The following is a 24,988-nucleotide window of genomic DNA, read 5'->3' as shown; positions in this document are numbered from 1 at the left end:
CAGGTGAACGGGTCCCGGGTGCGGCGGCTCTTGGCGTCCACGTGGCCGCACCGGTTGCAGGTCTGGGAGGTGTGGGCGGGGTTGACCGCGCTCACTCGCGCCCCGTGCCAGGGGGCCCTGCCGGCTTGATCGCGTCGGCGGGCGGGCGGGACGGGGCGCGGCTGGGCGGGACCGGGCCGGCGTGCAGTTGGCGCCCGGCAAACCCTGGGCCCTTCGGCCCTCAGCGTGTCAGTCCGGCGAGCGTCCGGGGTGGTCCGGCTCGGGCCGGGTACGCGGGATGCGGAGCTCGCAGAGCACGGACCAGGCGACCGACACCATGGGAACGGACACGACCGCGCCGACCACTCCGGCCAGGATGCTGCCGGTGATGACGGAGAGAGCCACCACCACGGGGTGCAGCCGCACTGCCCAGCCCAGTACCAGTGGATGTAATACGTGGCCTTCGATCTGGCCGACGACCACGATCAGGGCGAGCACCACGATCGCGATGACCGGGCCCCGCGCGGCCAGCGCGACGACCGTGGCCACCGCCAGCGCGATGGGTGAGCCCAGCAGAGGGATGAAGGCGGCGAAGAACTCCAGCAGCATCAGCGGCAGGGCCAGCGGCACGCGCAGCGCGAACAGGGCGACCCCGACCAGTACGGCGTTGGCTGCCGCCACGATGATGATGCCCCGCGTGTACCCGGCGAAGGTGTGCCACGCCGCTCGTCCCGCACGGCCCCAGGTGTCCCGAGTGCCCTCCGGCAACAGATCCTGGAACCAGTACCAGTACTTGTCCCCGGAATGCATGAAGAAGAAGGAACAGAACAGGGCTAGCGCCGCTGCGGTGAGGACTTCCACCAGCCGCCCGGCGCCGCTGAGCACGCTGCTGATGAGTTCCGAACGGTGCTGCGAGACGAACGTGGACACCTTGCCCTGCAGATCCGATAGCACCGCGTGGCTCACGTGGAAGGGGGAGCCCTCCAGCCACCGTTGGATCCGCCCGATGCCCCCGGAGAATTCCTGCCCCAGCCGTGCCGATTCCCCCGCGATCAGTCCGCCGACCAGCGCCAGCAGCCCCAGCACGACCATCAGGCTCCCCACCACGCTCATCGCAACTGCCACGGCCCTCGGCAGACGCCGCGCCAGCAGATCAGCAAGCGGACGCAGCACCGAGGTCACGACCAGCGCGAGGAACAGTGCCACACCGACCAGCTGCAATCGCCCCAGGATCGTGAAAACCGCGTACACGGCCGCCCCGAGCAGCAGCAGCCGCCATGCGTACGCCGCCGCCACGCGCAGCCCGCGGTTCACAGCCGCGCCGTCGTGGTCCCCGGCGCGCCACACCGCCGTCCCAGCCGTACGTGCCCGTGCCTGCGCCCCCACCCCGCGGGCGGGCCGGCTCCCCAGCGCGACATACCGCCGCCGTCGCCCACCGCGACCGGAGCGGGGGCGCGAGCCGGGCCCGCCCGGCTGCTGCCGCTGCGAACGACGCGAACCGTCGTCCACCTGTGTGTCACCGCCTCCCGTCGTCGAGTCGCGCAGCCACGTGTTCCCCAACGGGCAGCTTCGACAACGCCGTCGGAATCACGTGACTGGCCAAAGCGGAGCGAACACAAGAGGCGTCATGGACAGGGTGTGGCTGTAAAAGAGTCGTCGCAAGCCGGGACAGGGCGGCCGAGCCCCTGCCAGGGCGGCCTGACACCCCCCGCTGACGTTCAGTCGGGCACAGGGCAGCCTTCTCCTCCCACAGCGGGGCCGGATTCATTCGCAGTGCATCGGGCTTCAGCCCGGTGGCGAAGCGGCGTCGCCGATTCCTGCCCCGGAGCCGGACACCACGTGCCCAGCACCCGAGGCGCGGAGCACCGCGACGGCCGGTCCCGGCGGAGCCGGAAACCGCTCACACCGGTCGGTTCTGCTGCTCGATCCCCCACGGCCCTCATATCCGCGCTGAACGGAGAACCGTCGGGTTGCTCGAGCGCCGAGGAGCGGACCACGCGCACGCGCCGCCGAGGCTTCTCGACAACGCCCGGCGCGTTGGTGCAGCTCTCTTATGACGTCGCGAGCCCCGTGTCGAGGGCAAGCCTGCTTACGACATGACAGCGCTGGCGAAGGAGCGCAAGCTGGGGGAGCGGAGGGTGACATCTGGCGATCGATCAGGCGAGGCGAGCTGTACATATGGCGTCGAGACCCGCCGGAGGTTGCGTCGTTCGTGCCCAGAACGTCCGCCGAGTCCACCGATTCCGCCGAGTTCGTGGGGTGCTGGGAGAAAAGGTCACTCATGCCGCAATCCATGCGCGCGCTCGTAGCCGGAGAGGTTGGCGAGCCGAACGATGTCCTTCGGCTGGAATCCCGGCCTGTTCCCACGCCAGAAGCCGGTCAGGCGTTGATCCGTGTGAGGGCGACTCCGATTCACGCCAGCGATCTGCACGTGTTGCGTGGTCGCTACGGTTTCTCCCCCGTGTTTCCCACGGTCGGGGGTCACATGGAATGCGTGGGCCGTATTGAGGCCCTGGGTCCGGGTACCGAGGGACTGCAGATCGGCGAGCGTGTGGTGGCCGTTGCTGTCCCGGCGGTGCCCGGGCCGCGTGTGGCCGGCACCTGGCAGGAATACCTTGTTGCCGATACACATAGGCTTCTGCCGGTCCCCGGTCGTCTGAGCGACTCCAGCGCCTGTCAACTCGCGGTCAACCCGTTGACCGCGCTGCTCCTGGTGACTCGCGAACTCGACGTACAGCCGGGAGAGTGGTTGTTGCAGACGGCGGCGGGCTCCACCGTCGGCCGACTCGTCATTCAGCTGGCCAGGCATCTGGGTATTCGCACGATCAATGTGGTGCGGCGGCGCGATGCTGTTGACGAGATCAAGGCGTTCGGTGGCGACGAGGTCATTTGCACTGAGGACGAGGACCTGGTGCAGCGTGTGACCGAGATTGCAGGACCGGCCGGTGTGCGCAAGGCCATCGACTGTGTCGCGGGACAGGTAGGTGCCCAGGTGTCCCAGGCACTGGCACCGGGAGGAGAGACCGTGGTCTATGGCGCGCTCTCCACCCATCGGCAGACCGACCCGGCGGCGCTCACGATTCCGCTGCTGGCGCGCTCGGTCATCTACGAGACCAAAGTGGTCCGTGGCTTCTGGCTGAACCGCTGGTTCGGCACTGCCTCACCTACGGATGTGCTGTACGCGCTGGGCGAGGTTCGCAGCCTCGTCGCCAATGAAGTGCTGAGCATTCCCCAAGGCCGGCCGTTCCCGCTCGAACGCTTCGCTGAAGCCGTCTCGTTCGCCGAAACACCCGCTCATGGCGCCAAACCGCTCCTCGTCTTCGAAGACGGCCGAGACGAAGGCGACGAGTAGGACGCGGTATTTGGATACCGGTTTGCCTGCGGCGGAGGTGCGGAGGAGCATCTGATCCGTAGCTTTGGCAGGAACGTTCAACGACGGCCGTGCCGGCCCGCTGCGAGGCCCTCAAGGGCGTTACCGGACGGGGCGGTTGCTGGGGTTGCGGTACGGCACCGCCGTACAAGTGACGGGGCCGTCCTTCATCGGGATGCCGCTCTCTCCTGCTTGTCTATCGCGGCGGCGGTCGGCGGCGACGTGACGGATGGACTCAGCAGGCGCCGACGCGTACGGCGGTCGCGGCCAGGGTGGTGTAGTTCATCGTGAAGCGTCCCCCCAGGGAGTCGATGGCGCCCCCGACGGCATCCAGTACCTCGGCCAGCTGATCGGGACGAAGCTGGGTGAGACCGCCGGTGGTGGGGAGCAGATCCAGCCATTGGTCGCGCGTGTAGGACTGCTCCCAGTCGAATCGCCACTGTTCGGGCTCCTTGAACTGTTCGGTCTCCCGGATCTTGTCGGCGAACTTCGCGTATGCCGCCTGGTACAGGTCGAGCGGGCGTCGGGCCGGTTGGTCGTTGAGCGGGGAGTCGGGCGCCGCCCGCCGGAAGGCAGCGGCGAACGGTTCGGCCACCTCGGCCGGCGGCTCGTACACGTGCCCGAAGATCGCCAGCCGTCCCCCTGGACGCAGCACACGTGCCGCCTTCACAGCGCCGGCGACCGGATCCACCCAGTGCCACGACTGGGCGGCGATGACCGCGTCGAACGTCCGGCCGGCCGGCTGCCAGGCTTCGAAGGCCACCACCTCGACCTGCAGGCCACGGCCTCGCGCGAAGTCAGCCATCCGCGCATCGGGCTCGACACCGAGCACGGCGGAGCCGGCCGCCTGGAACTGGCGGGCTGCGATGCCGGTGCCGCAGCCGACGTCGAGTACGTCAGGCCCGGGGCTCCCGGCGACGATCCGCGTCACCAATGCATCGGGGTAGCCGGGCCGGGCTTGGTCGTAGCGTTGCGCGTCCACGCCGAACGACTCGGCCATCCGCCGGGCCTTGTGCGACTCCGCTGGGGGCGGTCCCGGTTGCTCTCGCGGTAGAGTGGGCATGCGCCCACCTTAGTGGGCGGTTGCCCACTCGACAACGGGTGCTAGCGGGCTGATGCACGAGAGGATCTGTGAGTGCCGACTGGGGTGCACCTTCGCGACGCGCGGCAGCAACTGTTCGACGCTGCCGAACGCGTGCTTCTGCGGGACGGGCCGAACGGGCTGACCAGCCGGGCCGTCACCGACGAGGCGGGATGCGCCAAAGGCGTCCTGCACCGGCACTTCACCGACTTCGACGCCTTCCTCGCCGACCTCGTACTCGACCGTGCCGCGCAGCTCGAGATGCAGGCGAGTGCGCTGCGCGAGTCCGCAGGCACCGGCACAGTGGCCGACAACCTCACCAGCGCGCTGACCACCCTGTTCGGACCGATTCCAGTGGCAATCATCCCGCTCATCACCTTCCGGGACGAGCTGCGCGCACGGCTGCGGCAAGCCAGGCCCGGAGGCGGCATCGCGATCCTCGCCCAGGCCACGACGGCGATTTCCGCTTATCTGGCCGACGAGCGTCGACTGTGCCGCATCGCGGCCGACACCGACATCGACTCACTCACCCTCTCCCTGGTCGGTGGCGGGCATCTCCTCTTCACAGACCGCGACTCCGGCCCGCCGACCACGGCAGCCGTCAACAAGCTCGTGACAGCGGTCATCGCCGACGCCGTGCAACGACGACCGGCTGAAGGCCCTGACGGAAGTCGTTGATCATGTGACCGTCGCTTGTTCGGTTGTTGGTCCAGGTGTGGGAAGTCAACCGCGACCGTGGGTCGTATCGGATGAACTGTGGTTGCTGGTCGAGCCGTTACTGCCCCGAACCAGGCCCGAAACTGGTGTCTGGGCGACCGGGCGTGCCGGACCGGCAGGCGTTGTGCGGGATCTTGTTCGTCCTGCACACCGGCATCCAATGGGAGCACCTGCCCCAGGAGTTGCCCTTCGGCTCGGGCATGACCTGCCGACGGCGCCTGGCCGCGTGGAACGAGGCCGGCGTGTGGGACCAACTGCCTTTCGTGCCGCTGAGGAAACTGCGGGCCGCGAACGAGCTGGACTGGTCGCGGGCGGTGATCGACTCCTCCCACGGCGGGCAGCTCGACGCGGCCCAAAAGAGGGCCCGGCCCGGTCGACCGCGCACGACCAGGCAGCAAGCCTCAGATCCTCACCGACGGCCAGGGCATTCCGCTCGCGGTGTCGCTGACGGGCGGAAACCGCGACGACGAGTTTGTGCCGGGAGGGTACGAGCGCGCGATGAGGCGGTTGAGGCGGACGGTCGGTGTCATCTGCTCCTTCGTCGCCCGGTCGGCGATCTCATTGAACCTGCCCATTTGACTTGCCCTGATTTGTCCGCATGGAGCACTGTGGAGACATGGGTGGCAAGGAGGGCCCCACGCTCATCACGTCGGTGCAGCGAGCCTTCAGGTTGATGGAGGCTGTGGGTGCGCACGAAGGTGGCGTGCCGGCCAAGCAGCTGGCGCGCGAGACCGGGCTGGCCTTGGCCACGACCTACCATTTGCTGCGCACGATGGTGCACGACGGCTACGTGCGCAAACTTGACGACAGTACGTTCGTCCTGGGGGAGAGGTTGGGCGCGCTGCATGGGGGAAGCCGCGATCAGGCGGCGCTCAGCAGGGTCCGTCCGACACTCACGGAGCTGCGGGACGGTCTGTCGGCCGCTGCCTATCTGACCTTCTATGAGGACGGCGAGATCCGGGTCGCGGAGATCGTGGACGGGCCGAAGGCGCCCCGTGTCGATCTATGGGTCGGCTTCGAAGACGCGGGGCATGCCACGGCGCTCGGCAAGTGCGTTCTGCGTGAGCTGGACGGCGATGCCCGCGCCGACTACCTCTCCCGTCACACGCTGAATGATCTCACCCCTCGCACCATCACTCACCGTGCCGAACTGCTACGGCGTCTCGACGCGCCCCATGGGCCTGGCGTCACCGATATCGAGGAGTACTCCTTGGGTACCGCGTGCGTCGCTGTGCCCATCCGTCAGGGCGACACCCTTGGCGCGCTTGGTGTCTCCCTGCGTGCCAATCGCACCGACCGTCTCGAAGGTGCGGTGGCGACGCTGGTCGCCGCCGCGGAGCGGGTGTCCCGCAGGCTCTCGCTCACCATCTGAAAACCGGGACCTTGTGACTCCGTAGCATGACCCGTTTCATGGATTAGACGGACAAATCGGTCAAGGGTGCAGAGGAGCAGGGACGTGTGTGATCAGGGCGTCGCAGGGCCGTACGAGTCAGTCGACTGCCACGTGACGAACGGCTGGACGGTCGTCGAAGCCAACGAAGACATCGACATTTCCTTCGCTCCTGTCGTGCGAGCCGCAGTGATCCGCAGGCTCGCCGAGGGGCACCGTCACTTTGTTCTCGATCTGTGCAACACCCCCTTCCTGGACTCCATGGGGCTCGGCATGATCGTCGCTGTCGCCAAGTGCATCAAGACCCGTCACGGGTCGCTGCGGATTGCCTGCTCCGACGAATGGCTCCTGCGCGTCTTCTTTCTCGGCGGTCTGCGTCACGTCTACTCGTTCCACGACTCGGTCGAGCAGGCCGTCGCGCAGCCCCCAGTGCAGAGGGGCGTGCCGGTTGGCCGGGCAGGCGCAACTGACGGACCGCTCTTGCGATGACCCCGTACTGAGGCACTGCTCAAAGTCGTGAACATCCGCTGTCGCAACCCACCCGTGAACAAGGCCATGCACGCGAAGGCCGGGACCCCCGACAACCTGATCGGAGCGGGGGCCGGGCGGCGAGGGGGTCAGCGCCCGCAGTGCGGGCACCGTCCACTGGGGCGGCCACGGGTTTCTATCTGAATGCCGACCTCCCGCAGTCGTCGCAACTGGTAAACGATCGACGACGTGGAGGAGACCCCGACCGCCGCGGCGAGCTCGCGTACCGACGGGGCCTCCCCGTACTCGGCGAGCCACTCCCGTGCGCTGCGGATGATCCGCATCTGCCGGTCGGTGAGCATCACGGCCGCGCTTTCGTACGGGCGATCTCCTTGAGTGCCATCCGGGCCGCGGGTGTACCCGCCGAAGTCGTCCAGTACGGGTGCCCGGCGATGAGCCGGGACAGGCGGAGGAGCCGTCGGCGCTGGGCAGCCGCGTCGTCCGACGGGCCAGTGGCGAGCTGTTCGTAGGTGACGTACCAGGACGTCTGCGCCTTCAGAAGGTCGCTCGGAAAATGGCGGTCCATGCTCCCTAGTAGAGCGTATGTTCGAATTCTGGGGCAAAGGTAACGCCCCTCGACGTGTTGGGGGGCGTTCCGGTTGTCCTGTGTCGGCGAACCTTGCGCGCGTGCCATCGGACCTTGACGAACGCGGATTCGCGTTACCGAACCCGGAGCGCAGGAGCCGGGGCGCGTGGTGTCAGGCAGAATCCTGCGTCGTGGTGATCAGCGCGCGCGAACTCAACCGAGCGACCCTCAGCCGCCAGCTGCTGCTGGAGCGTGAGCCGCTGGCCGTCCCCGACGGTGTGCGGCGTGTGGTCGCTCTCCAGGCACAGCACCCGGCCTCGCCCTACCTCGCACTGTGGAACCGGCTCACCAGGTTCGCTCCCGCCGACCTCGATGCCGCCTTCACCGGGCGTTCGGTGGCCAAGGCGACCCTGATGCGGATCACCCTGCACGCCGTGCACGCCGAGGACTACCCGGCCTTCCGTGCGGCGATGCAGCCCACGCTGTACGCCTCCCGGCTCGGCTTCCGCTTCGCCGGCGCGGGGCTGACCCCGGTGGACGCCGACGAGTTGGTCCCGGAGCTGCTGGCCTTCGCCCGGCGGCAGCGCACCTCGGCAGAGATGCAGGCGTGGGTCGAGGAGCGGCTGGGCGTCGAGAAGAAGGAGGGGGCGTGGTGGGGCCTGAAGGCGTACGCGCCGTTGCACCATGCCCCGACGGACGCCCCGTGGTCGTTCGGCCTGAGGCCGTCCTTCGTCGCTGCGGGGACGGGACCCGCCCCCACGGGACGGGCGGTGGAGCCACAAGCGCTACGGACCCTGATCCTGCGCTACCTGGCGGGGTTCGGGCCTGCCTCGGTGGCAGACGTGGCGCAGTTCGCCATGGTGCAGCGGGCGGCCATCCGCGAGGCGCTCCGCGCTCTCGACAGCACCGTCGAGCAGCTCCAAGGGCCGGACGGCGGCACGCTGTTCGACCTTCCCGGCGCCTCCCGGCCGCCCGCGGAGACCCCCGCCCCGCCGCGGCTGATGGCGATGTGGGACAGCGTTCTGCTGGCCTATGCCGACCGTAGCCGGGTGATACCCCCGGCCTACCGCCCCTTGGTGATCCGCAGGAACGGCGACGTACTGCCCACCCTGCTGGTGGACGGGCATGTCGCCGGTGTCTGGCGCCCGGTCGACGGCGGCATCGAGGCCACGGCCTTCCACCCCCTGCCCCCCGCCGCCTGGGACGGGCTCGCCGCGGAGGCTCAGTCCTTGACGACGCTCCTCGGCGAACGCGAGGCGGCGGTCTACAGCCGCTACGGCCACTGGTGGTCGAAACTCCCCGAGGCCGAGGCACGGCTGCTGTGAACAGCATCAAGACCGCTCCTGGTCGTGCCGGCCGGTTCGAGCCGACCTCCCAGACCTCCTCCACCTGCGGTGTCGAGGACGGACCCAGAGCCCTCGATGTCCGGGAGTGGACCTGCGCCGCTTGCGGCGCGGTCCTCGACCGGGACGTGAACGCCGCGATCAACGTGAAGACGGCCGCCGGACTGGGGGTATCGGCCTGCGGAGCGCCGGTAGGACCAGAACCCGTTCTGGCCCAGCGCGAAGAGGCAGGAAGCCACGGATTCTCGACCGAACCCCGTGCCGCGTAGGCCGCGTAGCGGCACAGCAACGATCGAGAAGGCCGGAACCCTCGGCCTTCAGCCCGAGGGGCAAGTCAAAGCTTGGGTATTGCTCAGAAATCCCTAGGATTGACTGGGGTTATGGGGTCCACGACGATAAGCGCAGGACCCAGGTGACAACCCGTCCGGTGCTTTCACGGGTCCGGACCACAGGCGAAGGCGCGGGCGGGTGCCGACCTCGTGAGCCAGAAGGACACTGCCCTGTGCCTGCTTCTCCTGCCCCTGCCGACCAGGCCGTCGTGTTACTGCGCAAGCTCGGTGCCGCGGACATCGCTCATCCGGGTGGCACTCTCGTCGCCCACCTCCAGCGCGTCCAGGGCCAACTCGCTGTATGGGGCGCCCGTCCCGCCCTCCAGGTCGCGGGTCTGTGTCACGCTTTCTACGGCACCGACGGCTTCCCCACCGCCTTGCTGTCTCTGGACAGCCGCGCCGAACTTGCAGAGGTGATCGGTGCCGAGGCTGAAGCCATCGTGTATCTCTACGCGTCGTGTGACCGCAGGGCCACGTATCCGACGCTCGTGGATGCCGAGGGGGCCTTCCGGGATCGGTTCACCGGACGTCTCCACGCTCCGGAGCCGCACCTTCGACGGGACTTCGCTGAGCTGTCCGCCGCCAACGAACTCGACCTTGCCCGGATCGACTCCGTCTTCCGCGAGAAGTGGGGAGCCGAACTCCTCACTCTGTTCACACGATTCCAGCCCCTGCTGAGCCACCCTGCTTGGTCGGACTGCCGCACGGTGCTTGCTGCGGCTCCGCGGGACTGAGCCGGCCCCTTACGTCGGTCGCCGCCCGCGCGTCCGCCCCGCACCCCGGCGTTCTCGTCGAATGGGCTCTCCGCCGCGCCCGCCGGGATGCGGTGCACGCCCGCTGCCGCCAGCGTGGGGGAGTGGTGCAGCAGAACAAAGCCAAGTGGATTCCCGCCGGCGTGATCGTGCTGGCCGTAGTGATCGACCTGGTGACCCCGACCGAGGTGACGTCGGCCCCGCTCATCATGGCGGCGCCCGTCGCCGCCGCCCCGCTCCTGTCCCTGCCCGGCATCATCTGGGTGGGCCTCGCATCCATGGCCGTCCATGCGGGGCTGGCCTGGGTGGACGGCACCTTCGGCTGGCACCGCGGTCTGGCCAACCAGTTCACCCTCTTGGCCGTGACCCTGCTGGCCATCTTCATCAACCGCACGCTGAAGAGGCAGGACGCCCGGACCAGGCGTGCTCAGTACGTCGCGGCCGTCGCCCAGCGCGCCGTGCTGCCCAGACCGCCGGCGCGCCTGGGCGACCTGCACATTGCCGCCCGGTACGTGCCCGCCGAGAACGAGGCCATGATCGGCGGCGATCTGTACGTCGTACAGGACACCCCGTACGGCACACGCGTCCTCGTCGGTGACGTACGGGGCAAGGGCCTGGGCGCCGTGAGCGCGGTCTGCGCCGATCTCGGCGCGTTCAGGTACGCCGCGGACGAGGCCGAGGACCTCGCACAGCTTGTGCGCTCGCTGGAGCAGGCACTGCTGCGTGAGGGCGGACGGCGAGGCGGCCTCGAACAGCAGGAGGGATTCACCACCGCCCTGATCGCGGAGTTCCCCGCGGACCTCAGTGCCGTACGCATCGTCAACCGCGGCCATCCGCCGCCCCTGCTCCTCGACGCACAGGGCTCGGCCACCGTCCTCGAACCGTCTGAGGAAGTGCCTCCGCTGGGGATGGGGATGCTGGGCAGCTGGTCCGCACCGGTCGACACGTTTCCGTTCCCGCCCGGCGCGACACTCCTGTGCTACACGGACGGCATCACCGAGTCCCGGGATGCCGCAGGCACCTTCTACGACGCTGCGGCGCGCCTGCCCGTTCTGCTCCGGCACCGCGTCCGGAACGGCGAGCACCCCACACCGGCGCAGGTCCTCGACATGCTGATCCGTGACGTACGGCGCTACACGGGCGGCCGGCCCCAGGACGACCAGGCGCTTCTCGCGCTGCGCCGCTCAGCGCTCTGACCGCATCCCCGCATCCGGGAGAGGGCCTTCGGCCCTGGCTCCCCCCGCCCAGCGGGTACACGATGAGGCATGGACACCAAAGCCTGGCTCATCCTCGCCGCCGCCGTCGTGCTGCTCACCATGGGCATCGCCGCAGTTCTCCTGGTGCGAGTGATCCGGGCGAAGAGGCTGCTCCTCGACGCGGGAATCCCGCTCCGCAACAAGGCGCTGGTCTGGGCCGCCGTGATCTACACGGTGTCACCGGTCGACCTGCTGCCGGACCCCGTCTACCTCGACGACATCGGATTCCTGCTGCTGGCCCTGCGCTCCGTGCACGTCGCGGCGCGAGCCGGATACCCGCTGGTGGCAGGTCAACCTGTGGTGCGACGCCTGGCAGGTGACCGAGCAGACGGCCATCAACCACCTGGGGCGGCTGCTGCTCGCGGCCGAGGAGAGCGGTGACGTCTCGCCGCCTGGCGGTTCATCCGGAAGGGCGAATCCTGGCGGCTGCGCGTCCTCCCCGCCGACAGCCGTGACGCGACTGCTGTCCTCGGACGGCTGACCAGCACGCTCACCCAACGGGCCGTGATCCGGCACGCCGAAAGCGTCATCTACGAGTCCGGGACCCGCCGCTTCGGCGGACCGGAAGTCATGCGGGCCGCCCACGACCTGTTCCACGCCGACAGCCGCCACATCCTGGCCCGCCTCGCCTACGAGAGCGACGATCACCGCCGCGAGCTCGGTGGCCGGCAAGACACCCGGATGATGCTCGCCGCCGGACAGGACCTTTACCAACAGGGCGATGTCTGGGCCCGGATCGCCGAGCCCCGCGGCGGCGGCGCGAGCGAGCTCGGCCCCGAAAGCGAGGCGCTGACCGGACGCTTCGCCTGAAGCTGTGATTCAGCAATCATCGGGACCCATCGGGACCCATCGAGACCTCCTAGTTTCACCAATATGTCTTGGTCTTATTGAGGGAGGTCGTCCAGATACGCAGGACATCAGGACTGAAGGAACACTTGGGCCTACGTGGATGGGGATTAGCATGGTCTTGTGGCTTCCGTGCAGACAGCGTCGGCCGACGCGGCCGGCAGCGCCATCGACTCCGTCAGCGTCCTGAGCGAGGACTCACGACGGCGCATGTTCACCTTCATCCGCAGTGCCGGCCACGCCGTCACCCGCGACGAGGCCGCCGCGAGCGTCGGCATCTCCCGCAAGCTCGCCGCCTTCCACCTCGACAAGCTCGTCGACGCCGGCCTGCTGCGCGCCCGCTACGAAACGCCCGGCGGGATCCGCAAGGTCGGCAGACGGCCAAAGGTGTACGAGCCCACCGACGCGCAGATCACCGTGACCATCCCCGACCGGCGCCACGAACTCCTGGCGGACCTTCTCCTGGACGCCGTGCTGACCGAGGAGGCCGACGAGAACGCCGCGCAGGCGGCCATGCGGACCGCGGAGCAGCGCGGCCGGCAGCTGGGCGCAGCCGCACGGGAGGAGACCCGCCCAGGGCGCCTGGGACCCGAGCGTGGGCTGACCGTCTGCGAGGGGCTGCTGGAGGAGTACGGCTACGAACCCGTCCGGGACGCACCCTCCAGGCTCCGGCTGCGCAACTGCCCGTTCCATCCGCTTGCCGCGAAGGCCCCCGACCTGGTGTGCGGGATGAACCAAGCCTTCCTCAGCGGCTACCTCACCGGCCTTGAGGTCAACGGAGTCAAGGCCGTCCTGACCCCCGAGCCCGGCGAATGCTGCGTACGGCTGTGCCCGAACGACACCGATCGTGATGAGCAGATGCCCCAGGATCACTGACACGGCACCGGCCGCCCGCCCCCGCGGGCCACCGACCAGATGCACGACTCTGCCCGCAGCGAACGGATCGAACGGATCGAACGGGTCAGGGAATCGCCCGCGATCCAATGCGGGGCACACCCGGCATCGGTGCTCGACGTGTCGTCGAGCTGGGGGAAACGCCCGTTCCGGCGTTCCAATCGGAGCATCGCCATGTTGCCCAAACGCGTTCTGAAATCTTCTGCCTCTTCCACGGCACCGGCGGCGCAGCCCACTTCCACCGCCGCGCCCATGACGACCGCCGCCGACTTCGGTCTGCTGCTCATCAGGCTGACCATCGGCCTGCTGATGGCCGCACACGGGGCTCAGAAAGTCTTCGGACTCTTCGGAGGCCAGGGTCTGACGGAGACGGGCAAGGGATTCGCGGCCCTGGGCTACCACCCGGGAAAGCTCTTTGCCGTGATCGGGGGCATGTCCGAGCTGCTCGGCGGCCTTGGTCTGGCCCTCGGCCTGCTGACGCCGCTGGCGGCCGCCGCCCTGATCGGCGTCATGATCAACGCCATGGTCATGGTCACCGGCGCCCACGGCCTGTGGGACACGGACGGCGGCGTGGAATACAGCGTCTGCATCGCCGTCGTCGCGCTGGCCGTCGCCGCCATCGGGCCGGGCAGGCTGGCCGCCGACCGCCCCTTCCGCTGGGGCAAGGGCGGCTGGAAAGAGGCCGCTTTCGCCCTCGGCCTGGGCGGCATCGCCGCCGCGATCACACTCAGTCTGTAGAACCAAGGCGGACTCCTGCGGAGCCTCGCCCGCACAACGGCGGGCCGGCAGGGCCTTGATGACCGCTGGGCGGCGGGGTGTATGCCCGGCGCTCGCGAAGGGGAGTGGCCCTGCAACACCCGCGGTCGGCATGCTGGAGCCCAGCGTTGTGGAGGTCGTCCCCGCCGACAAGATCAACGAAGCGTACGGATGCGTTCTGGCCTCCGACATCCGCTACCGCTTCGACATCGACATCGACATCGACATCGACATCGACACGATGCGCTGACGAAGCCCGGGAGACAGCCCCTGACCGCGCATCGCAGGCGGGCCTGCACAGGCCCGCGTCGCGAGGGGGGAGCCTCTTTTCTCCCCCCTCCCTCAGCGAGAGAGCCCCTTCTCCCCCCCTCCCTCAGCGAGAGAGATCAGCCTGACCATCGTCAGTCCTGGAGTTCCCCAGCACACGCCACACCGCAGGAAGCGCACCCATCGCCAGGGCCGCTTTCAGCGCATCGCCCGCCAGATAGGGAGCGGCGCCCAGGGCGACCGCCCGGTGCAGGGAAAGATGCAGGGACAGCGCGAGATACGGCACTCCGACGGCGTACACGCAGAAGGTGCCCAGGGCCATGACACCGGCCGTACGCAGCGGGCTCCGGTCGCCGCCGCGGCGGGCCAGGCCGCCGACCACGGCGGCGGCGAGAACCAGGCCGAGGACGTAGCCGAAGGTGGGCATGGCCGCGCCGGAGGCGCCCTCGGCGAACCACGGCATGCCGCAGACGCCCGCACCGGCGTAGACGGCGAGCGCCAGCGCCCCGCGGCGCGCACCGAGGGCGATGCCGACCAGCAGAGCGGCGAAGGTCTGCCCTGTCACCGGGACCGGCGACCCGGGCACCGGCACCGCGAACTGCGCGGCGATCCCGGTCAGCGCGGCGCCGCCGAGGACCAGCGCGGCGTCGCGCGCCCGGGTCCGGGCGGCGCCCTCGGCCGGCAGCAGGTCGGCGAGGACCCGTACCGCGGGACGGGGCGTCGGCGCAGTGATGCTGGAGATTGTGCTCACGTCAGGGGAGTCCGTTTCTGCGTGTTCTGAGAGGCTGTCGTGCGGGAACCGGTCCGCGTAGCGGCTACGGGTACGGGTAGAAGCCGCGCCCCGACTTACGGCCGAGGAAGCCCCCCTCGACCATGCGGGAGAGCAGCGGCGGAGCCGCGTAGAGGGGCTCCTTGAACTCCTCGTACAGGGCATTGGCCACGGCCGCCACGACGTCGAGGCCCACCATGTCGGTCAGCCGCAGCGGCCCCATCGGGTGCGAGCAGCCGAGCACCATGCCCTGGTCGATGTCCTCGACGGTGGCGAAGCCCGTCTCCGCCATGCGCACGGCGGACAGCAGATACGGCACCAGCAGCGCGTTGACGACGAAGCCGGCCCGGTCCTTGGAGCGGATCGGCTGCTTGCCCAGGGTCTGCGCGACCCATGACTCGGCCCGGTCCATGGTCGCGTCGGACGTGTGCAGGGAGCCGACCAGTTCCACCAGGGGCATCGCCGGTACGGGGTTGAAGAAGTGGGTGCCGATGACCTGGGCCGGGCGGCCGGTGGCCCCGGCCAGTTTCATGATGGGGATCGAGGAGGTGTTGGAGGCCAGGATCGCCTCCGGGTCCTCGACCACCTTGTCGAGGGTGGCGAAGAGATCGAGCTTGAGTGTCTCCTCCTCGCGGACGGCCTCGACCACCAGCTGCCGGTCGGCCAACTCGCCCAGATCCATGGTGAATCCGATGCGTGCCGCGGCCGCGTCCCGCTCGGCGGCGGCGAGCCTGCCCTTGGCGACGGCGCGGTCGAGGGAGGCGAGGATGCGGTGCCGCCCGGTGGTCAGCGACGCCTCGCGGGAGACCGCGACCAGCACGTCCATGCCCGCCAGGGCGCTCACTTCGGCGATTCCGGCGCCCATGGCGCCCGAGCCGACCACTCCGACACGACTGATGGGGATCATCTGGTGTATCACTTCTTCCGTCTTGGTTTGCCTGGAATGCGTGGTGCCTGGGTGCGGGTGTGGGTGCGCGGCTCAGGCGGCCTCTTCGCGCTGTTCCGGCGCGATGACGACGAGGACCTGGTCGGCCGAGACGATGTCGGTCAGAGCGCAGCGGACCTCCTCGACCACGCCGGAGGCGGGGGCGAGCACCCGGTTCTCCATCTTCATCGCCTCGACGATCGCCACCGTGTCGCCCTGCTGCACGAAGTCACCTACCGCTATGGGTAGTTGAACCACGGTGCCGGGCATGGGTGAGGTGACCGCGTCACCGCCGGCCGCACTGTCGTCCTCGCCGGCGACATCGAGAGTGAGGGTCAGCCGGCGGCCGTCGACAACGAGTTCGCAGCCGTCCGCCCGGCGCAGGCCCGTCCACAGCGCCTGGCCGACCGTGCCGCGCAGCAGCGCCCCGTCCGGCGTGCACGTGACGGTGAAGGGTTCGCCCGCCACGGCCACCGTGAGCGCGTTCTCCCGCCGGGAGAGCAGCGCCGCTTCGAGGGGACGGCCGCCGACCCGGCAGGCGACGCGGCCCAGTGGGGCGTCCCGGTCGAGCAGTTGCCGGTCGAGAGCGCCGAGTGAACCGCTCCACGGTGACTCGGCTCCGTACGCGGCGGGGCGGGCGGGCAGGCTCATGGCGGCCGCGCAGGCGGCCGCCACCGGCTCGAGGTCCCGACGGTTCTCGGCGGCGCGGGCGGCGAACTCGTCCACGAGGTGGGTGTCGATCAGCCCGGCGCTGACCCGGGTGTCGCGCAGCAGATCGGCGAGGAACCCGAGGTTGGTGGTGAGGCCGAGGACGGCGGTGGAGCGTACGGCGTGCAGCAGTCGGGCGAGGGCAGCGGGGCGGGCCGGGTCGTGCGCGATGAGCTTGGCGATCATCGGGTCGTAGAAGACCGGGACGTCGCCCGCACCGTCGAAGGCCGCGTCGACCCGCAGATCGGTGGGCCACAGGACGGCCAGCGCCCGGCCGGGGGCGGGGCGGAAGTCCGCGTCCGGGTCCTCGGCGTACACGCGGACCTCGATGGCGTGACCGGACGCGGTGATCTCGCCCTGTGCCAGCGGGAGTCGTTCGCCCGAGGCGGTCCGCAGCTGCCATTCGACCAGGTCGAGGCCGGTGATGGCCTCGGTGACCGGATGTTCGACCTGGAGGCGGGTGTTGACCTCCAGAAAGTAGAACCCGCCGTCGCCGTCACCGGCACTGTCGAGGATGAACTCGAAGGTGCCCGCGTTGGTGTAGCCGATGGCCTGCGCGCCGCGTACGGCGGCCGACAGCAGCGCCTCCCGGACCTCCGGCGGGAGGTTGACGGCAGGCGCCTCCTCGACGATCTTCTGGTGGCGGCGCTGCAGCGAGCACTCCCGCTCGAAGAGGTGCACCACGTTGCCGTGGCTGTCACCGAAGACCTGGACCTCGATGTGCCGGGGCCTGCGCAGATACCGCTCGACCAGCAGGCGTCCGTCGCCGAAGCTCGCGCGGGCCAGGCGGACCGCGGCCTCGACGGCGGGGGCGAGGTCACGCTCGTGCTCGATGACCTGCATGCCCTTGCCGCCGCCTCCGGCGACGGGCTTGAGGATCACCGGGTAGCCGATCCGGTCCGCGTGCGCCCGGATGTCGTCCGCCGACTCGGTGGCGTCCGCCGAGCCCGGCAGGACCGGCACGCCCGCCTCGGCCATCAGGCGCTTCGCGGTGGCCTTGTCGCCCATGGCCGCGATGGTGCTCGCGTCGGGCCCGACGAAGACCAGGCCCGCCGCCGCGGTGGCGGAGGCGAACTCCGCGTTCTCCGAGAGGAATCCGTAGCCCGGGTGGACGGCGTCGCAGCCGGTGCGCAGGGCCGCGTCGATCAGGGCGTCGGCGCGCAGATAGCTGTCGGCCGCGGGGGAGGGGCCGATCAGGACCTGTTCGAAGGCGCCGTCCAGGTGGGCCGCGGCGCCGTCAGCCTCGGAGTGGACGGCCACGTACTCGATACCGAGGCGCCGGCAGGTGCGGGCGATACGGCGGGCGATCTCGCCCCGGTTGGCGATCAGGAGTCGTTTCACCATGACGGACCATCACATCCTGAACACGCCGAAGCGCGTCTCTCGTTGCGGTGCTGCCGCGGCCAGAGCGAGGCTCAGCGTCAGCCATTCACGGGTGTCGGCGGGGTCGACCACGGCGTCCACCCACAGGCGCGCGGCGACATAGAGGGGCTGGCCCTCGCGGTCGTAGTTGTCCCGGATCGGCTTCTTGAAAGCCTCTTCCTCTTCCGGGGTCAACGAGCGGCCCTCCTTGGCCAGTTGCTCGTTCTTGATCAGCGCCAGAACGGTCGCGGCCTGCTCTCCGCCGACCACGGACGTCTTGGCGTTGGGCCACATGGCCATCAGCTGCGGGCCGATCGAGCGGCCGCACATGGCGAGGTTGCCCGCCCCATAGCTGCCGCCGATCAGCATGCTGAACTTCGGGACGGCGGCGCAGGACGCGGCGTTCACCATCTTGGCGCCGTGCTTGGCGATGCCGCCCGCCTCGTACTCGGCGCCGACCATGAACCCGTTGATGTTGTGCAGGAAGAGCAGCGGGATGCCGCGCTGCGAGCACAGTTCGATGAAGTTCGCGGCCTTCTGGGCGCTCTCGGAGAAGAGCACGCCGTCGTTGATCAGGACGCCCACCGGGTAGCCGCCGACCCGGCCGGTGCCGCACACGATCGTCGTCCCGAACCGGGCGCGGTACTCGGTGAATTCGCTGCCGTCCAGAAGCCGGGCGAGGATCTCCCGGGCCGGGATCGGCTCGCGCGGGTTGGCGCTGACGATGCCCGGCAGTTCGGCGGGGTCGTACAGCGGCTCCGCCGGTATCTCGGGCGGTGCGGCCGGCGTGCCCGTGCCGCTTCGGGCGGCGATCTCCCGGACCAGGGCGAGGGCGTGCTCGTCGTCGAGGGCGAGGTGGTCGGCGACACCGCTGGTCTCGGTGTGCAGGTCGGCCCCGCCGAGGGTCTCGGCATCGACGATCACGCCGGTCGCCGCCCGCACCAGTTGCGGGCCCCCCAGGAAGATCGACCCGTTGCCCCGTACGATCACGGTCTCGTCGCACATCGCCGGGATGTACGCGCCGCCGGCGGTGCACGAGCCCATCACGGCCGCGATCTGCGGCAGGCCCATCGCGGACATCTCCGCGATGTTGCGGAAGATCTTCCCGAAGTGGTTCTCGTCCGGGAAAATGTCCTCCTGCATCGGCAGGAAGACGCCTCCGGAGTCGACCAGGTAGATGCAGGCCAGCCCGTTCTCGCGGGCGACCTGCTGCGCCCGCAGGTGCTTGCGGACCGTCAGCGGGTAGTACGTACCGCCCTTCACGGTCGCGTCGTTGGCGAACACGACCGTGGGCCGGCCCTCCACCATGCCGACGCCGGTGATGATGCCCGCCGACGGCACGGCCTGCTCGTACACCTCGTGCGCGGCGAGCTGGCCGATCTCCAGGAACGGGGTTCCCGGGTCGAGCAGCCGGGTCACCCGCTCCCGGGCGGTGAGCTTGCCGCGCGCGGCGTGCCGGGCCTGCGCCGCGGCGCCGCCGCCGGCCGTCGCGGCGGCGCGGGCCGCCGCGATCTGCTCGCGCAGCGCTCCGTAGGCCGCACTGTTGCGGCGGAACACCTCGCTGGAAGGGCTGATGTGGGAACGCAGAACCGCCATGTCACTTCCCTTCCTTGGGGATTGCCGTGGGGACGGCGATCCGGGTCAGGAGCCAGGCCGCGGCCCCCAGCGCGGCGGCGACCGTGGCCCAGGCGAGATCGGCGTGCAGCAGCGCGGCGCCCGCCGCGGCCACGCCCGCCATGGACTGCTGGAGGAAGCCGCACAGCGAGACGGCGTAGGCGCCGTGGCCCTGCTGGCTGGTGACAGCGGTGGCCATGCTGTTCGGGAACAGCACGGACTGCCCGAACGTGGTCACGCAGTACAGCGCGACGAAGGCCACCAGAACGCCGGTGTCCGGCAGACCGGGCACCGACCACAGCGCGATCATCAGCACGCCGGTCGCGGTCATCACGATCGATCCCGCAGTCATCAGGCGGCCCGAACCGGCCCTGGCCACCAGCCGGTTGACGGTCATCGCGCCGGCGAAGTAGGCCGCGCCGAGCAGCAGTCCGAGGCTCCCGTACTGGTCGGTGGCGAGCCCGAAGTGCTCCTGGAAGACGAACGGGCTGACCTCCTGCAGCAGCACGATCGTGGCGAACCCCGCGCCGCCGGCCAGAGCCGGCAGCAGGAAACCGGGCTGCCTGCTGATGGTGAGGCAGATCCGCAGCACCTCCGACGGCCGCTGCACGGTACGGCCCGACTCGAACGGCACGGTGAAGGTCAGGGCCGCCGCGATCGCGCCGACCGCGGCGAGAACGACGAAGCCGGCCTCCCAGTGCGCGTACCTGCCGATCAGGCCGCCGAGGAACTGGCCGCCGCCCATCGCCGTGATGAACGCGATCGACAGCACCGAGAGGCGTCGGGCCAGCTCGTCGCCGCTCCAGCGGTCACGCACCAGGATGCGGGCGATGATCGCGCTGCCTCCGGCGCCGATGCCCTGCAGCGCACGCAGCACCAACAGCCCCTCGGGGGACCGGATCAGCGCGATCGCCGCGCTGGTGAGCACGAACAGCGCGAGCGACGTCAGCAGCGGGCCCCGGCGGCCGTAGCGGTCGGCCGCCACGCCCCACAGGACCACCGGAGCCGCGGCGCCGATCACGAACGCCGAGATGGAAAGCGCCGCGTAACTGCGGGACATTCCGAAGTCGTGCGCCACGATGGGCAGCGAGGGCAGGTAGATGGTGGTCGCCATCTGGGCCATGAAGACCAGCAGGCAGGAGAGCGCCATGATGCGCCGGTTCACGTGATGAAGGGTGGCCTGCTTTCCATTGGCCGTCTCCTCTTCATCTACCGTCAATGTTCTGCCGGCCTGTTGTATTTCGTCGGCCGGAGAAGTTTTCTGCTCAGTCATTCTGGCTCCGCAGTTCATTGACCAGACGGCCGAAGTTCTCAATGTCGGTACGCGTCATGTCCGCGCGGAGCATGATGCGCAGCCCCGCCTTTCCGCGGGCGATGACGGGGAAGAAGAGGGCAGAGGTGTAATAGCCCGCGGAAAGGAGGGCCCGACCGATACGGACGGTCTTCTCCTCCGAGCCGATGTCGATGAACCGAATGGGCAGTCCGTCGCCGCGGTCGGCGGTCGGCACCAGCGCGTCGAAGCAGTCGATGTTCTCCTGCAGCCGGTGCTGGAGTTCCTTTAGCTCGGGCGAACGGTGCAGCGTCGCGGAGGCGACGATCGCCCCGAGTCCGGCCGTGTTGATCCGCTGCGACCAGGTCAGCGGACCGCCGTAGCGCAGGGCGAGATCACGGCGATGCCGGGAGCCCTGCGGCCCCAGGAAGATCGCGCCGCCGGACGCGCCGAAGCCCTTGTTCAGGGAAGTGATGATCAGCGTACGGTCGTTGATCTCACCCATGGCGTCGAGGACGACACCACGCCCCTGGTCGCCGCAGGTCGACACCCCGTGCGCCTCGTCGAAGAACAGGAAGAGCCCGTACTTCTCCTGCAGCGCCAAGAGTTCGCGAACCGGCGCCTGCCCGCCCGTGCTGTACACCCCGTCGGCCACGTAGGCGACGTTCGGGTGGGTGCGGCAGAGCTCTTCCAGGGCGTCGAGGTCGTTGTGCGCGATGGTCCTGACCTCGGCCTCGTCGGCGACGCTCGGCTTCATCGCGTTCAGACAGAAGTGCGCGTGCTTGTCGAACACCATGAGCGGCGGTACGCCGTCGGTGAAGGCACCGGACGCCACCAGGGGCAGCGCGGACCAGGCGGCCGCGGCGCAGGAGGCGAGGGTGACAGCCTCGACCCGGAACAGGTCGGAGAGCGCGTCCTCGGCGTCCTTGAGAATCCCGAAGTGCACACGCATCCGGGAGACCGAGGTGTTCAGCGAGGCGTTCTGGGTGACCGCGTCGGCCGCCGCGCGGATCAGCGCCGGATGGGAGTCCAGACCGAGATACGAGTACGACGACATGTTCAGGAACTCGTGGCCGTCGGCCCGGGCGGCATAGCGCCCGGCGCCGACGTTTTCGGCGACAATCCCGGCCATCCCGGAATCGGCGGTGACGTTCCAGAAGTCGTTGCTTATCCCTATCGTCTTCTTGATGTTCATGAAGGCATGCAAAATAGCTCCCGAAGTATTCCTCAGTCGAGTCCGAGCCTGGAATCAAACCAGAGCGGGGCGGACGGGGTTCCGCCACCGTCCACCGCCGTGTACTCCGCAAGCGGGAGGGGTCCCTATGGGCCCGGTCGTCACTGAGATTCGCAACTCGGCGTAGCGAAAGTCAACGGATTCGACCGGCAATGTTCTGCCGGTTGCACTCGGGCGGCAGGAAACGGACCGGCAGAAAATTGCCGGTATCCGGACCGGAAAATCTTTGCCGGTCGGCACCTGTTGAACGCGCCGCCGGTATCGGCCAGAGTGAGAGCTCAGCCGTCCAGGCGGTCGGCGCCGGTTTCCGCGTCGGACCCCGGCAGCAGGCTGAGGAAGGTGAGCCGAAGTCCGGGATGGCCGACGGGATGCAGTACCTGGGTGACGACGTCGACGGCGTGCGGAGCGAAGCGGGGGATGCTCAGACGGAACGTGTGCCCGTCCCGGTTGGCGATGATGACCGGACCGTCGTCCCAGATCCGCCGGCACTCGGGGTCGGCGAGTGCGGTCAGCAGGATCTCCGCGAGTTCGGGGTGCCCCGGGTACTGCGCCATGGCGTAGCGCAGCATCGCGAGATAGGCCCGCCCGTGCCGCGGCCAGTCGGCCAGCTGCTGCCGGGCTTCGGGGTCGGTCAGCCCCCAGCGGATCAGGTTCGCGCCGGGGACCTGCACCCACGGGAACCACTCGGCCATGGCCTCGTTGTGGGCGAGCACGTTCCACGCGTTGTCGGTGAGATAGGCGGGCTGCGTGGGCTGCAGGTCGAGCAGGCGCCGCAGCGGAGCCAGATCGACGCCGTCGGCGGGCGAAACGGCAGGGAAGGGCTCCCCGCCGGCAGCGAAGAGGAACAGGGTCGCCCGCTCGTCCGCGCACAGCCGCAGCGCGCCCGCCAGCGCGGTCAGGGTCCGGGCGTCCAGGCGGGGCGTCGCCCCGCGTTCGAGGTCCCGGTACCAGCGTTCGCTCATGCCGACCGCGGCGGCGACCTCCACCTGCGGAAGCGGTTTGCCGAGACCCAGCTTGCGGCCCGCTCGCGCCCGCCACGCCCGTAGGAGCACCGCGAGCCCCACCTCTTCGTCTGGCAGTTGCCCGAGGCCGGGTCGGTCTGTGAAGTTTTCGCGCTGCATGAATCGGGCCCCACTCTGGCTGCTTCCTGGTGCCGTGGCTCAGGCGGGAGCGGCCGGCGTGGAGTACCGCATACGGGCGGCGCCCACACTGTCACGAAAGGATCAATGCAGGTCAGGTACCCCGCACAAGGGTAACTGACGTGCCCGTACTGGTTCCGCGCCAACAACCGGCCAGGTTGAGGGCATCGGTCTTCGTAGCGCATCCAATGGGCGGGCGGTGTTCCACAAGGCGGCCGCCAACGACTACTACGTGGCCCGGTTCCGCGAGCCGGTGGCCCGGGTGCGCGGCGCAGAGACGCTGCAGCGGCACGAGGCGGAGTTCGTGTGGGTACTCGCCGGGAACGCACCTTTCAGCCGACTCTCCAGGACGCGACCTGGCACGTCTGAACCCTCACGACGTGCTGCCGCCTCCTGGCTGACGTCGTGTTGACGGTCGGTGAGGGGCGCGCCCGGTGCTCCTGGTGCATGACCCGGTTGCCGGTCGTGGATCGCGAGAGTCGGCCTGCGGGGATGCCGCGGGGGCCCAGCAATTTGCCGTCTGCTCGTCATACTCCGCTGGTCGGCACCACGTTGGTGGCATCCACTGCGGGGCGCAGCGCTTTGGCGAGCTGGACGGCGTCGCCCACGGCCCAGAAATGGGTGAAGAACAGGCGGGGGCTCTCCGTCACGTGGTGGTTGTGCAGCTCGACGAGCTTGATCCTGCCCCGCCGCAAGGCTCCCATTACGTTCTGGACCTCCTCGGCGACCATGACGCAGTCGCCGCTGAGCGCTGCCCTGCCGTTTCCCAGCGGCTGGAAAATGAACGCGCTGGTCGCGCCCAGACCGGAGGGCAGTACCAGATGGCCGTCGCAGATCGTCTCGCGGCGAGCGAAGACGGCCTTGTAGACCACGCCGTCGCTGGAACCCTTGGCGCCCAGCGCAGCGTCGATTCCGGCAGTGTCCAGGTCGACGGGGCTCGGCGGGCCGGCCGGTGTCGCCGGCGGGATGCCGGTGCGTTCGAATCCCGCGCGCAGGCCGTGCGCCAGGGCCAGTTCGTCATGGCCGTGTCCGTGGACATGGACCCACCAAATGTCGGGGCGATGGGTGGGCAGATGCTTGTGGAGCGCGGTCTGCGCGATTCCGTTCGCCTGCCAGGCGTCGATCACCCGCTGCAGTTCCCTCTCGGTGACCGCCACATCGCCCATGCACATCGTGCTGCCGTCGGCGTAGCGGACGAAGGCCACGTGCGCACCGAGTGCGAGCTGCGGTGTGATGACGATGTTGCCCTCGACGACGACGCGAAGATCGTCGCGGGGGAAGGGGGTGTGATACGTCGTCCCTCGCAGCAGGTTGCCGCTGCGGCCCAGTGCTTTCGCTACGGCCGCCCAGTCCGACTCGGTGGTGGTCACCGGCTTGACCAGCGCCCCGTCGGGCATCGTGCGAGCGCTGGCCGGCCCCGCCCCGGCCAGCACCGGTGCCAGTGTGGCAGCGGTCAGCACGCGTCGCCGAGACGTGGCGGCCTGTTTGTCTCCAGTCGTCATTTGATCTCCTCCATGGCGAGATGAAACCATAAGGAATGCGTGTTATTGGCATTGATTGGGCCGATATCAGCCAGATGTGTCTTTTCGGCTGCCATCGAACGGTGCCCTGAGTGGTGCCTTGCGAATCGTCAGCACCCCCGCGACGTGCGGGAGTTGGTCCCTGCTCTGATCGACCGCGGGGCAGCACTGTTCTCCGGACGGTGTCCCGGTCGGTCAGCGCGAGAGCGACGCCCCGCTCGGCGGCCCGGCGACCGCATGATGAGGGAGTGAGGCGCCGTATCGGGCCGAGTAGCCGGAGGTCACGTGCAAGTGGGATGGGCCAGAGGTCGTCACTTGGCACCTCCGATCACGCGAGCACCGATTCAAGCCACGGGACTTGTTCTGACACCAATCCATCGAACGAAAATCGATAACAGTACGAGCCTTGTACT

General features: G+C 69.3%; 25 protein-coding genes and 3 pseudogenes. 14 read left to right on the top strand and 14 right to left on the bottom strand.

Features of this window, described 5'->3' with window-relative positions; genetic code table 11:
• Positions 1–32 precede the first annotated feature (32 nt).
• Both OG698_RS08235 and OG698_RS08230 read right to left on the bottom strand, forming a co-directional pair.
• Positions 33–95, bottom strand: a pseudogene (locus OG698_RS08235) (zinc ribbon domain-containing protein); the annotation flags it as partial.
• 133 nt (positions 96–228) lie between these two features.
• Positions 229–1,293 carry an AI-2E family transporter gene (locus tag OG698_RS08230; protein ID WP_406102336.1) on the bottom strand — a complete coding sequence of 355 codons (1,065 nt, stop codon included), beginning with the start codon at positions 1,291–1,293 and terminating at the stop codon, positions 229–231.
• 979 nt (positions 1,294–2,272) lie between these two features.
• On the opposite strand from OG698_RS08230, the gene OG698_RS08225 reads away from it, so the two are divergent.
• Positions 2,273–3,331 (top strand): zinc-dependent alcohol dehydrogenase family protein, encoded by a 1,059-nt coding sequence (locus OG698_RS08225; protein ID WP_406102335.1) that lies wholly within the window; start codon positions 2,273–2,275, stop codon positions 3,329–3,331.
• A gap of 253 nt (positions 3,332–3,584) precedes the next feature.
• Here OG698_RS08225 and OG698_RS08220 read toward each other — a convergent pair whose 3' ends face one another.
• On the bottom strand, positions 3,585–4,412 hold the full coding sequence (locus OG698_RS08220; protein ID WP_406102333.1) for a class I SAM-dependent methyltransferase: 828 nt from the start codon (positions 4,410–4,412) through the stop codon (positions 3,585–3,587).
• 72 nt (positions 4,413–4,484) lie between these two features.
• Here OG698_RS08220 and OG698_RS08215 point away from each other — a divergent pair, with 72 nt between their 5' ends.
• From OG698_RS08215 to OG698_RS08200, 4 genes and pseudogenes are all read left to right on the top strand, one after another.
• The gene (locus OG698_RS08215; protein WP_406102332.1) at positions 4,485–5,108 is read left to right on the top strand and encodes a TetR/AcrR family transcriptional regulator; all 624 of its coding nucleotides are present in this window, start codon (positions 4,485–4,487) and stop codon (positions 5,106–5,108) included.
• A 37-nt stretch (positions 5,109–5,145) separates the two neighbouring features.
• Positions 5,146–5,615: pseudogene (locus OG698_RS08210) on the top strand (IS5 family transposase); the annotation flags it as partial.
• 148 nt (positions 5,616–5,763) lie between these two features.
• The gene (locus tag OG698_RS08205; protein ID WP_406102330.1) at positions 5,764–6,519 is read left to right on the top strand and encodes an IclR family transcriptional regulator; all 756 of its coding nucleotides are present in this window, start codon (positions 5,764–5,766) and stop codon (positions 6,517–6,519) included.
• A gap of 84 nt (positions 6,520–6,603) precedes the next feature.
• Positions 6,604–7,026 (top strand): STAS domain-containing protein, encoded by a 423-nt coding sequence (locus OG698_RS08200; RefSeq protein ID WP_406102329.1) that lies wholly within the window; start codon positions 6,604–6,606, stop codon positions 7,024–7,026.
• A 128-nt stretch (positions 7,027–7,154) separates the two neighbouring features.
• Here OG698_RS08200 and OG698_RS08195 read toward each other — a convergent pair whose 3' ends face one another.
• Complete coding sequence (locus OG698_RS08195; RefSeq protein WP_399974675.1) at positions 7,155–7,367, bottom strand: LexA family protein; 213 nt, start codon at positions 7,365–7,367, stop codon at positions 7,155–7,157.
• Positions 7,367–7,591, bottom strand: coding sequence for a hypothetical protein (locus OG698_RS08190; RefSeq protein WP_327579359.1), 225 nt, complete (start codon positions 7,589–7,591; stop codon positions 7,367–7,369). Before OG698_RS08190 ends, OG698_RS08195 begins: the two co-directional genes overlap by 1 nt.
• Positions 7,592–7,782: 191 nt before the next feature.
• Between OG698_RS08190 and OG698_RS08185 the strand changes: the two genes are divergently transcribed.
• From OG698_RS08185 to OG698_RS08155, 7 genes and pseudogenes are all read left to right on the top strand, one after another.
• The gene (locus OG698_RS08185; protein ID WP_406102328.1) at positions 7,783–8,916 is read left to right on the top strand and encodes a winged helix DNA-binding domain-containing protein; all 1,134 of its coding nucleotides are present in this window, start codon (positions 7,783–7,785) and stop codon (positions 8,914–8,916) included.
• Positions 8,917–8,939: 23 nt separating this feature from the next.
• A pseudogene (locus OG698_RS08180) lies at positions 8,940–9,203 on the top strand (zinc ribbon domain-containing protein); the annotation flags it as partial.
• A gap of 233 nt (positions 9,204–9,436) precedes the next feature.
• Positions 9,437–9,997, top strand: coding sequence for a DUF6817 domain-containing protein (locus OG698_RS08175; protein WP_406102327.1), 561 nt, complete (start codon positions 9,437–9,439; stop codon positions 9,995–9,997).
• 122 nt (positions 9,998–10,119) lie between these two features.
• On the top strand, positions 10,120–11,211 hold the full coding sequence (locus OG698_RS08170) for a PP2C family protein-serine/threonine phosphatase (protein WP_406102326.1): 1,092 nt from the start codon (positions 10,120–10,122) through the stop codon (positions 11,209–11,211).
• 69 nt (positions 11,212–11,280) lie between these two features.
• Positions 11,281–11,652 (top strand): YkvA family protein, encoded by a 372-nt coding sequence (locus tag OG698_RS08165; RefSeq protein WP_406102325.1) that lies wholly within the window; start codon positions 11,281–11,283, stop codon positions 11,650–11,652.
• A 21-nt stretch (positions 11,653–11,673) separates the two neighbouring features.
• Positions 11,674–12,081, top strand: coding sequence for a thiopeptide-type bacteriocin biosynthesis protein (locus tag OG698_RS08160; protein WP_406110910.1), 408 nt, complete (start codon positions 11,674–11,676; stop codon positions 12,079–12,081).
• A gap of 159 nt (positions 12,082–12,240) precedes the next feature.
• Positions 12,241–12,993 carry a helix-turn-helix transcriptional regulator gene (locus tag OG698_RS08155; protein WP_406102324.1) on the top strand — a complete coding sequence of 251 codons (753 nt, stop codon included), beginning with the start codon at positions 12,241–12,243 and terminating at the stop codon, positions 12,991–12,993.
• Here the strand turns inward: OG698_RS08155 and OG698_RS08150 are convergent.
• Positions 12,987–13,298: a hypothetical protein gene (locus OG698_RS08150; RefSeq protein WP_406102323.1), complete on the bottom strand. Its 312-nt coding sequence runs from the start codon at positions 13,296–13,298 to the stop codon at positions 12,987–12,989. The two genes, OG698_RS08155 and OG698_RS08150, sit on opposite strands and share 7 nt — an antisense overlap.
• Between OG698_RS08150 and OG698_RS08145 the strand changes: the two genes are divergently transcribed.
• Together OG698_RS08145 and OG698_RS08140 are read left to right on the top strand one after the other, a co-directional pair.
• Positions 13,264–13,749, top strand: a complete 486-nt coding sequence (locus OG698_RS08145) for a DoxX family protein (RefSeq protein ID WP_406102322.1) — start codon at positions 13,264–13,266, stop codon at positions 13,747–13,749. The genes OG698_RS08150 and OG698_RS08145 overlap by 35 nt on opposite strands.
• A gap of 130 nt (positions 13,750–13,879) precedes the next feature.
• Positions 13,880–14,017 carry a hypothetical protein gene (locus OG698_RS08140; RefSeq protein ID WP_406111739.1) on the top strand — a complete coding sequence of 46 codons (138 nt, stop codon included), beginning with the start codon at positions 13,880–13,882 and terminating at the stop codon, positions 14,015–14,017.
• A 123-nt stretch (positions 14,018–14,140) separates the two neighbouring features.
• On the opposite strand, the gene OG698_RS08135 is transcribed toward OG698_RS08140, so the two are convergent.
• From OG698_RS08135 to OG698_RS08100, 8 genes are all read right to left on the bottom strand, one after another.
• Complete coding sequence (locus OG698_RS08135) at positions 14,141–14,785, bottom strand: biotin transporter BioY (RefSeq protein WP_406102321.1); 645 nt, start codon at positions 14,783–14,785, stop codon at positions 14,141–14,143.
• A gap of 64 nt (positions 14,786–14,849) precedes the next feature.
• The gene (locus OG698_RS08130) at positions 14,850–15,710 is read right to left on the bottom strand and encodes a 3-hydroxybutyryl-CoA dehydrogenase (protein WP_406102319.1); all 861 of its coding nucleotides are present in this window, start codon (positions 15,708–15,710) and stop codon (positions 14,850–14,852) included.
• A gap of 72 nt (positions 15,711–15,782) precedes the next feature.
• Positions 15,783–17,780 (bottom strand): acetyl/propionyl/methylcrotonyl-CoA carboxylase subunit alpha, encoded by a 1,998-nt coding sequence (locus OG698_RS08125; protein ID WP_406102318.1) that lies wholly within the window; start codon positions 17,778–17,780, stop codon positions 15,783–15,785.
• Between the two features lie 9 nt (positions 17,781–17,789).
• Complete coding sequence (locus OG698_RS08120; RefSeq protein WP_406102317.1) at positions 17,790–19,394, bottom strand: carboxyl transferase domain-containing protein; 1,605 nt, start codon at positions 19,392–19,394, stop codon at positions 17,790–17,792.
• A gap of 1 nt (position 19,395) precedes the next feature.
• A complete protein-coding gene (locus OG698_RS08115) occupies positions 19,396–20,577 on the bottom strand; it encodes an MFS transporter (RefSeq protein ID WP_406102316.1) in 1,182 nt (393 codons plus the stop codon).
• 100 nt (positions 20,578–20,677) lie between these two features.
• Positions 20,678–21,877, bottom strand: coding sequence for an aminotransferase class I/II-fold pyridoxal phosphate-dependent enzyme (locus tag OG698_RS08110; protein WP_406102315.1), 1,200 nt, complete (start codon positions 21,875–21,877; stop codon positions 20,678–20,680).
• Positions 21,878–22,194: 317 nt separating this feature from the next.
• Positions 22,195–23,037 (bottom strand): helix-turn-helix transcriptional regulator, encoded by an 843-nt coding sequence (locus OG698_RS08105; RefSeq protein ID WP_406102314.1) that lies wholly within the window; start codon positions 23,035–23,037, stop codon positions 22,195–22,197.
• Between the two features lie 545 nt (positions 23,038–23,582).
• Positions 23,583–24,557 (bottom strand): DUF1259 domain-containing protein, encoded by a 975-nt coding sequence (locus OG698_RS08100; RefSeq protein WP_406102313.1) that lies wholly within the window; start codon positions 24,555–24,557, stop codon positions 23,583–23,585.
• Between the last annotated feature and the right edge of the window lie 431 nt (positions 24,558–24,988).

The organism is Streptomyces sp. NBC_01003, assembly GCF_045162695.1.
Lineage (GTDB): Bacteria > Actinomycetota > Actinomycetes > Streptomycetales > Streptomycetaceae > Streptomyces.
This window is presented reverse-complemented; position numbering and strand designations above follow the sequence as displayed.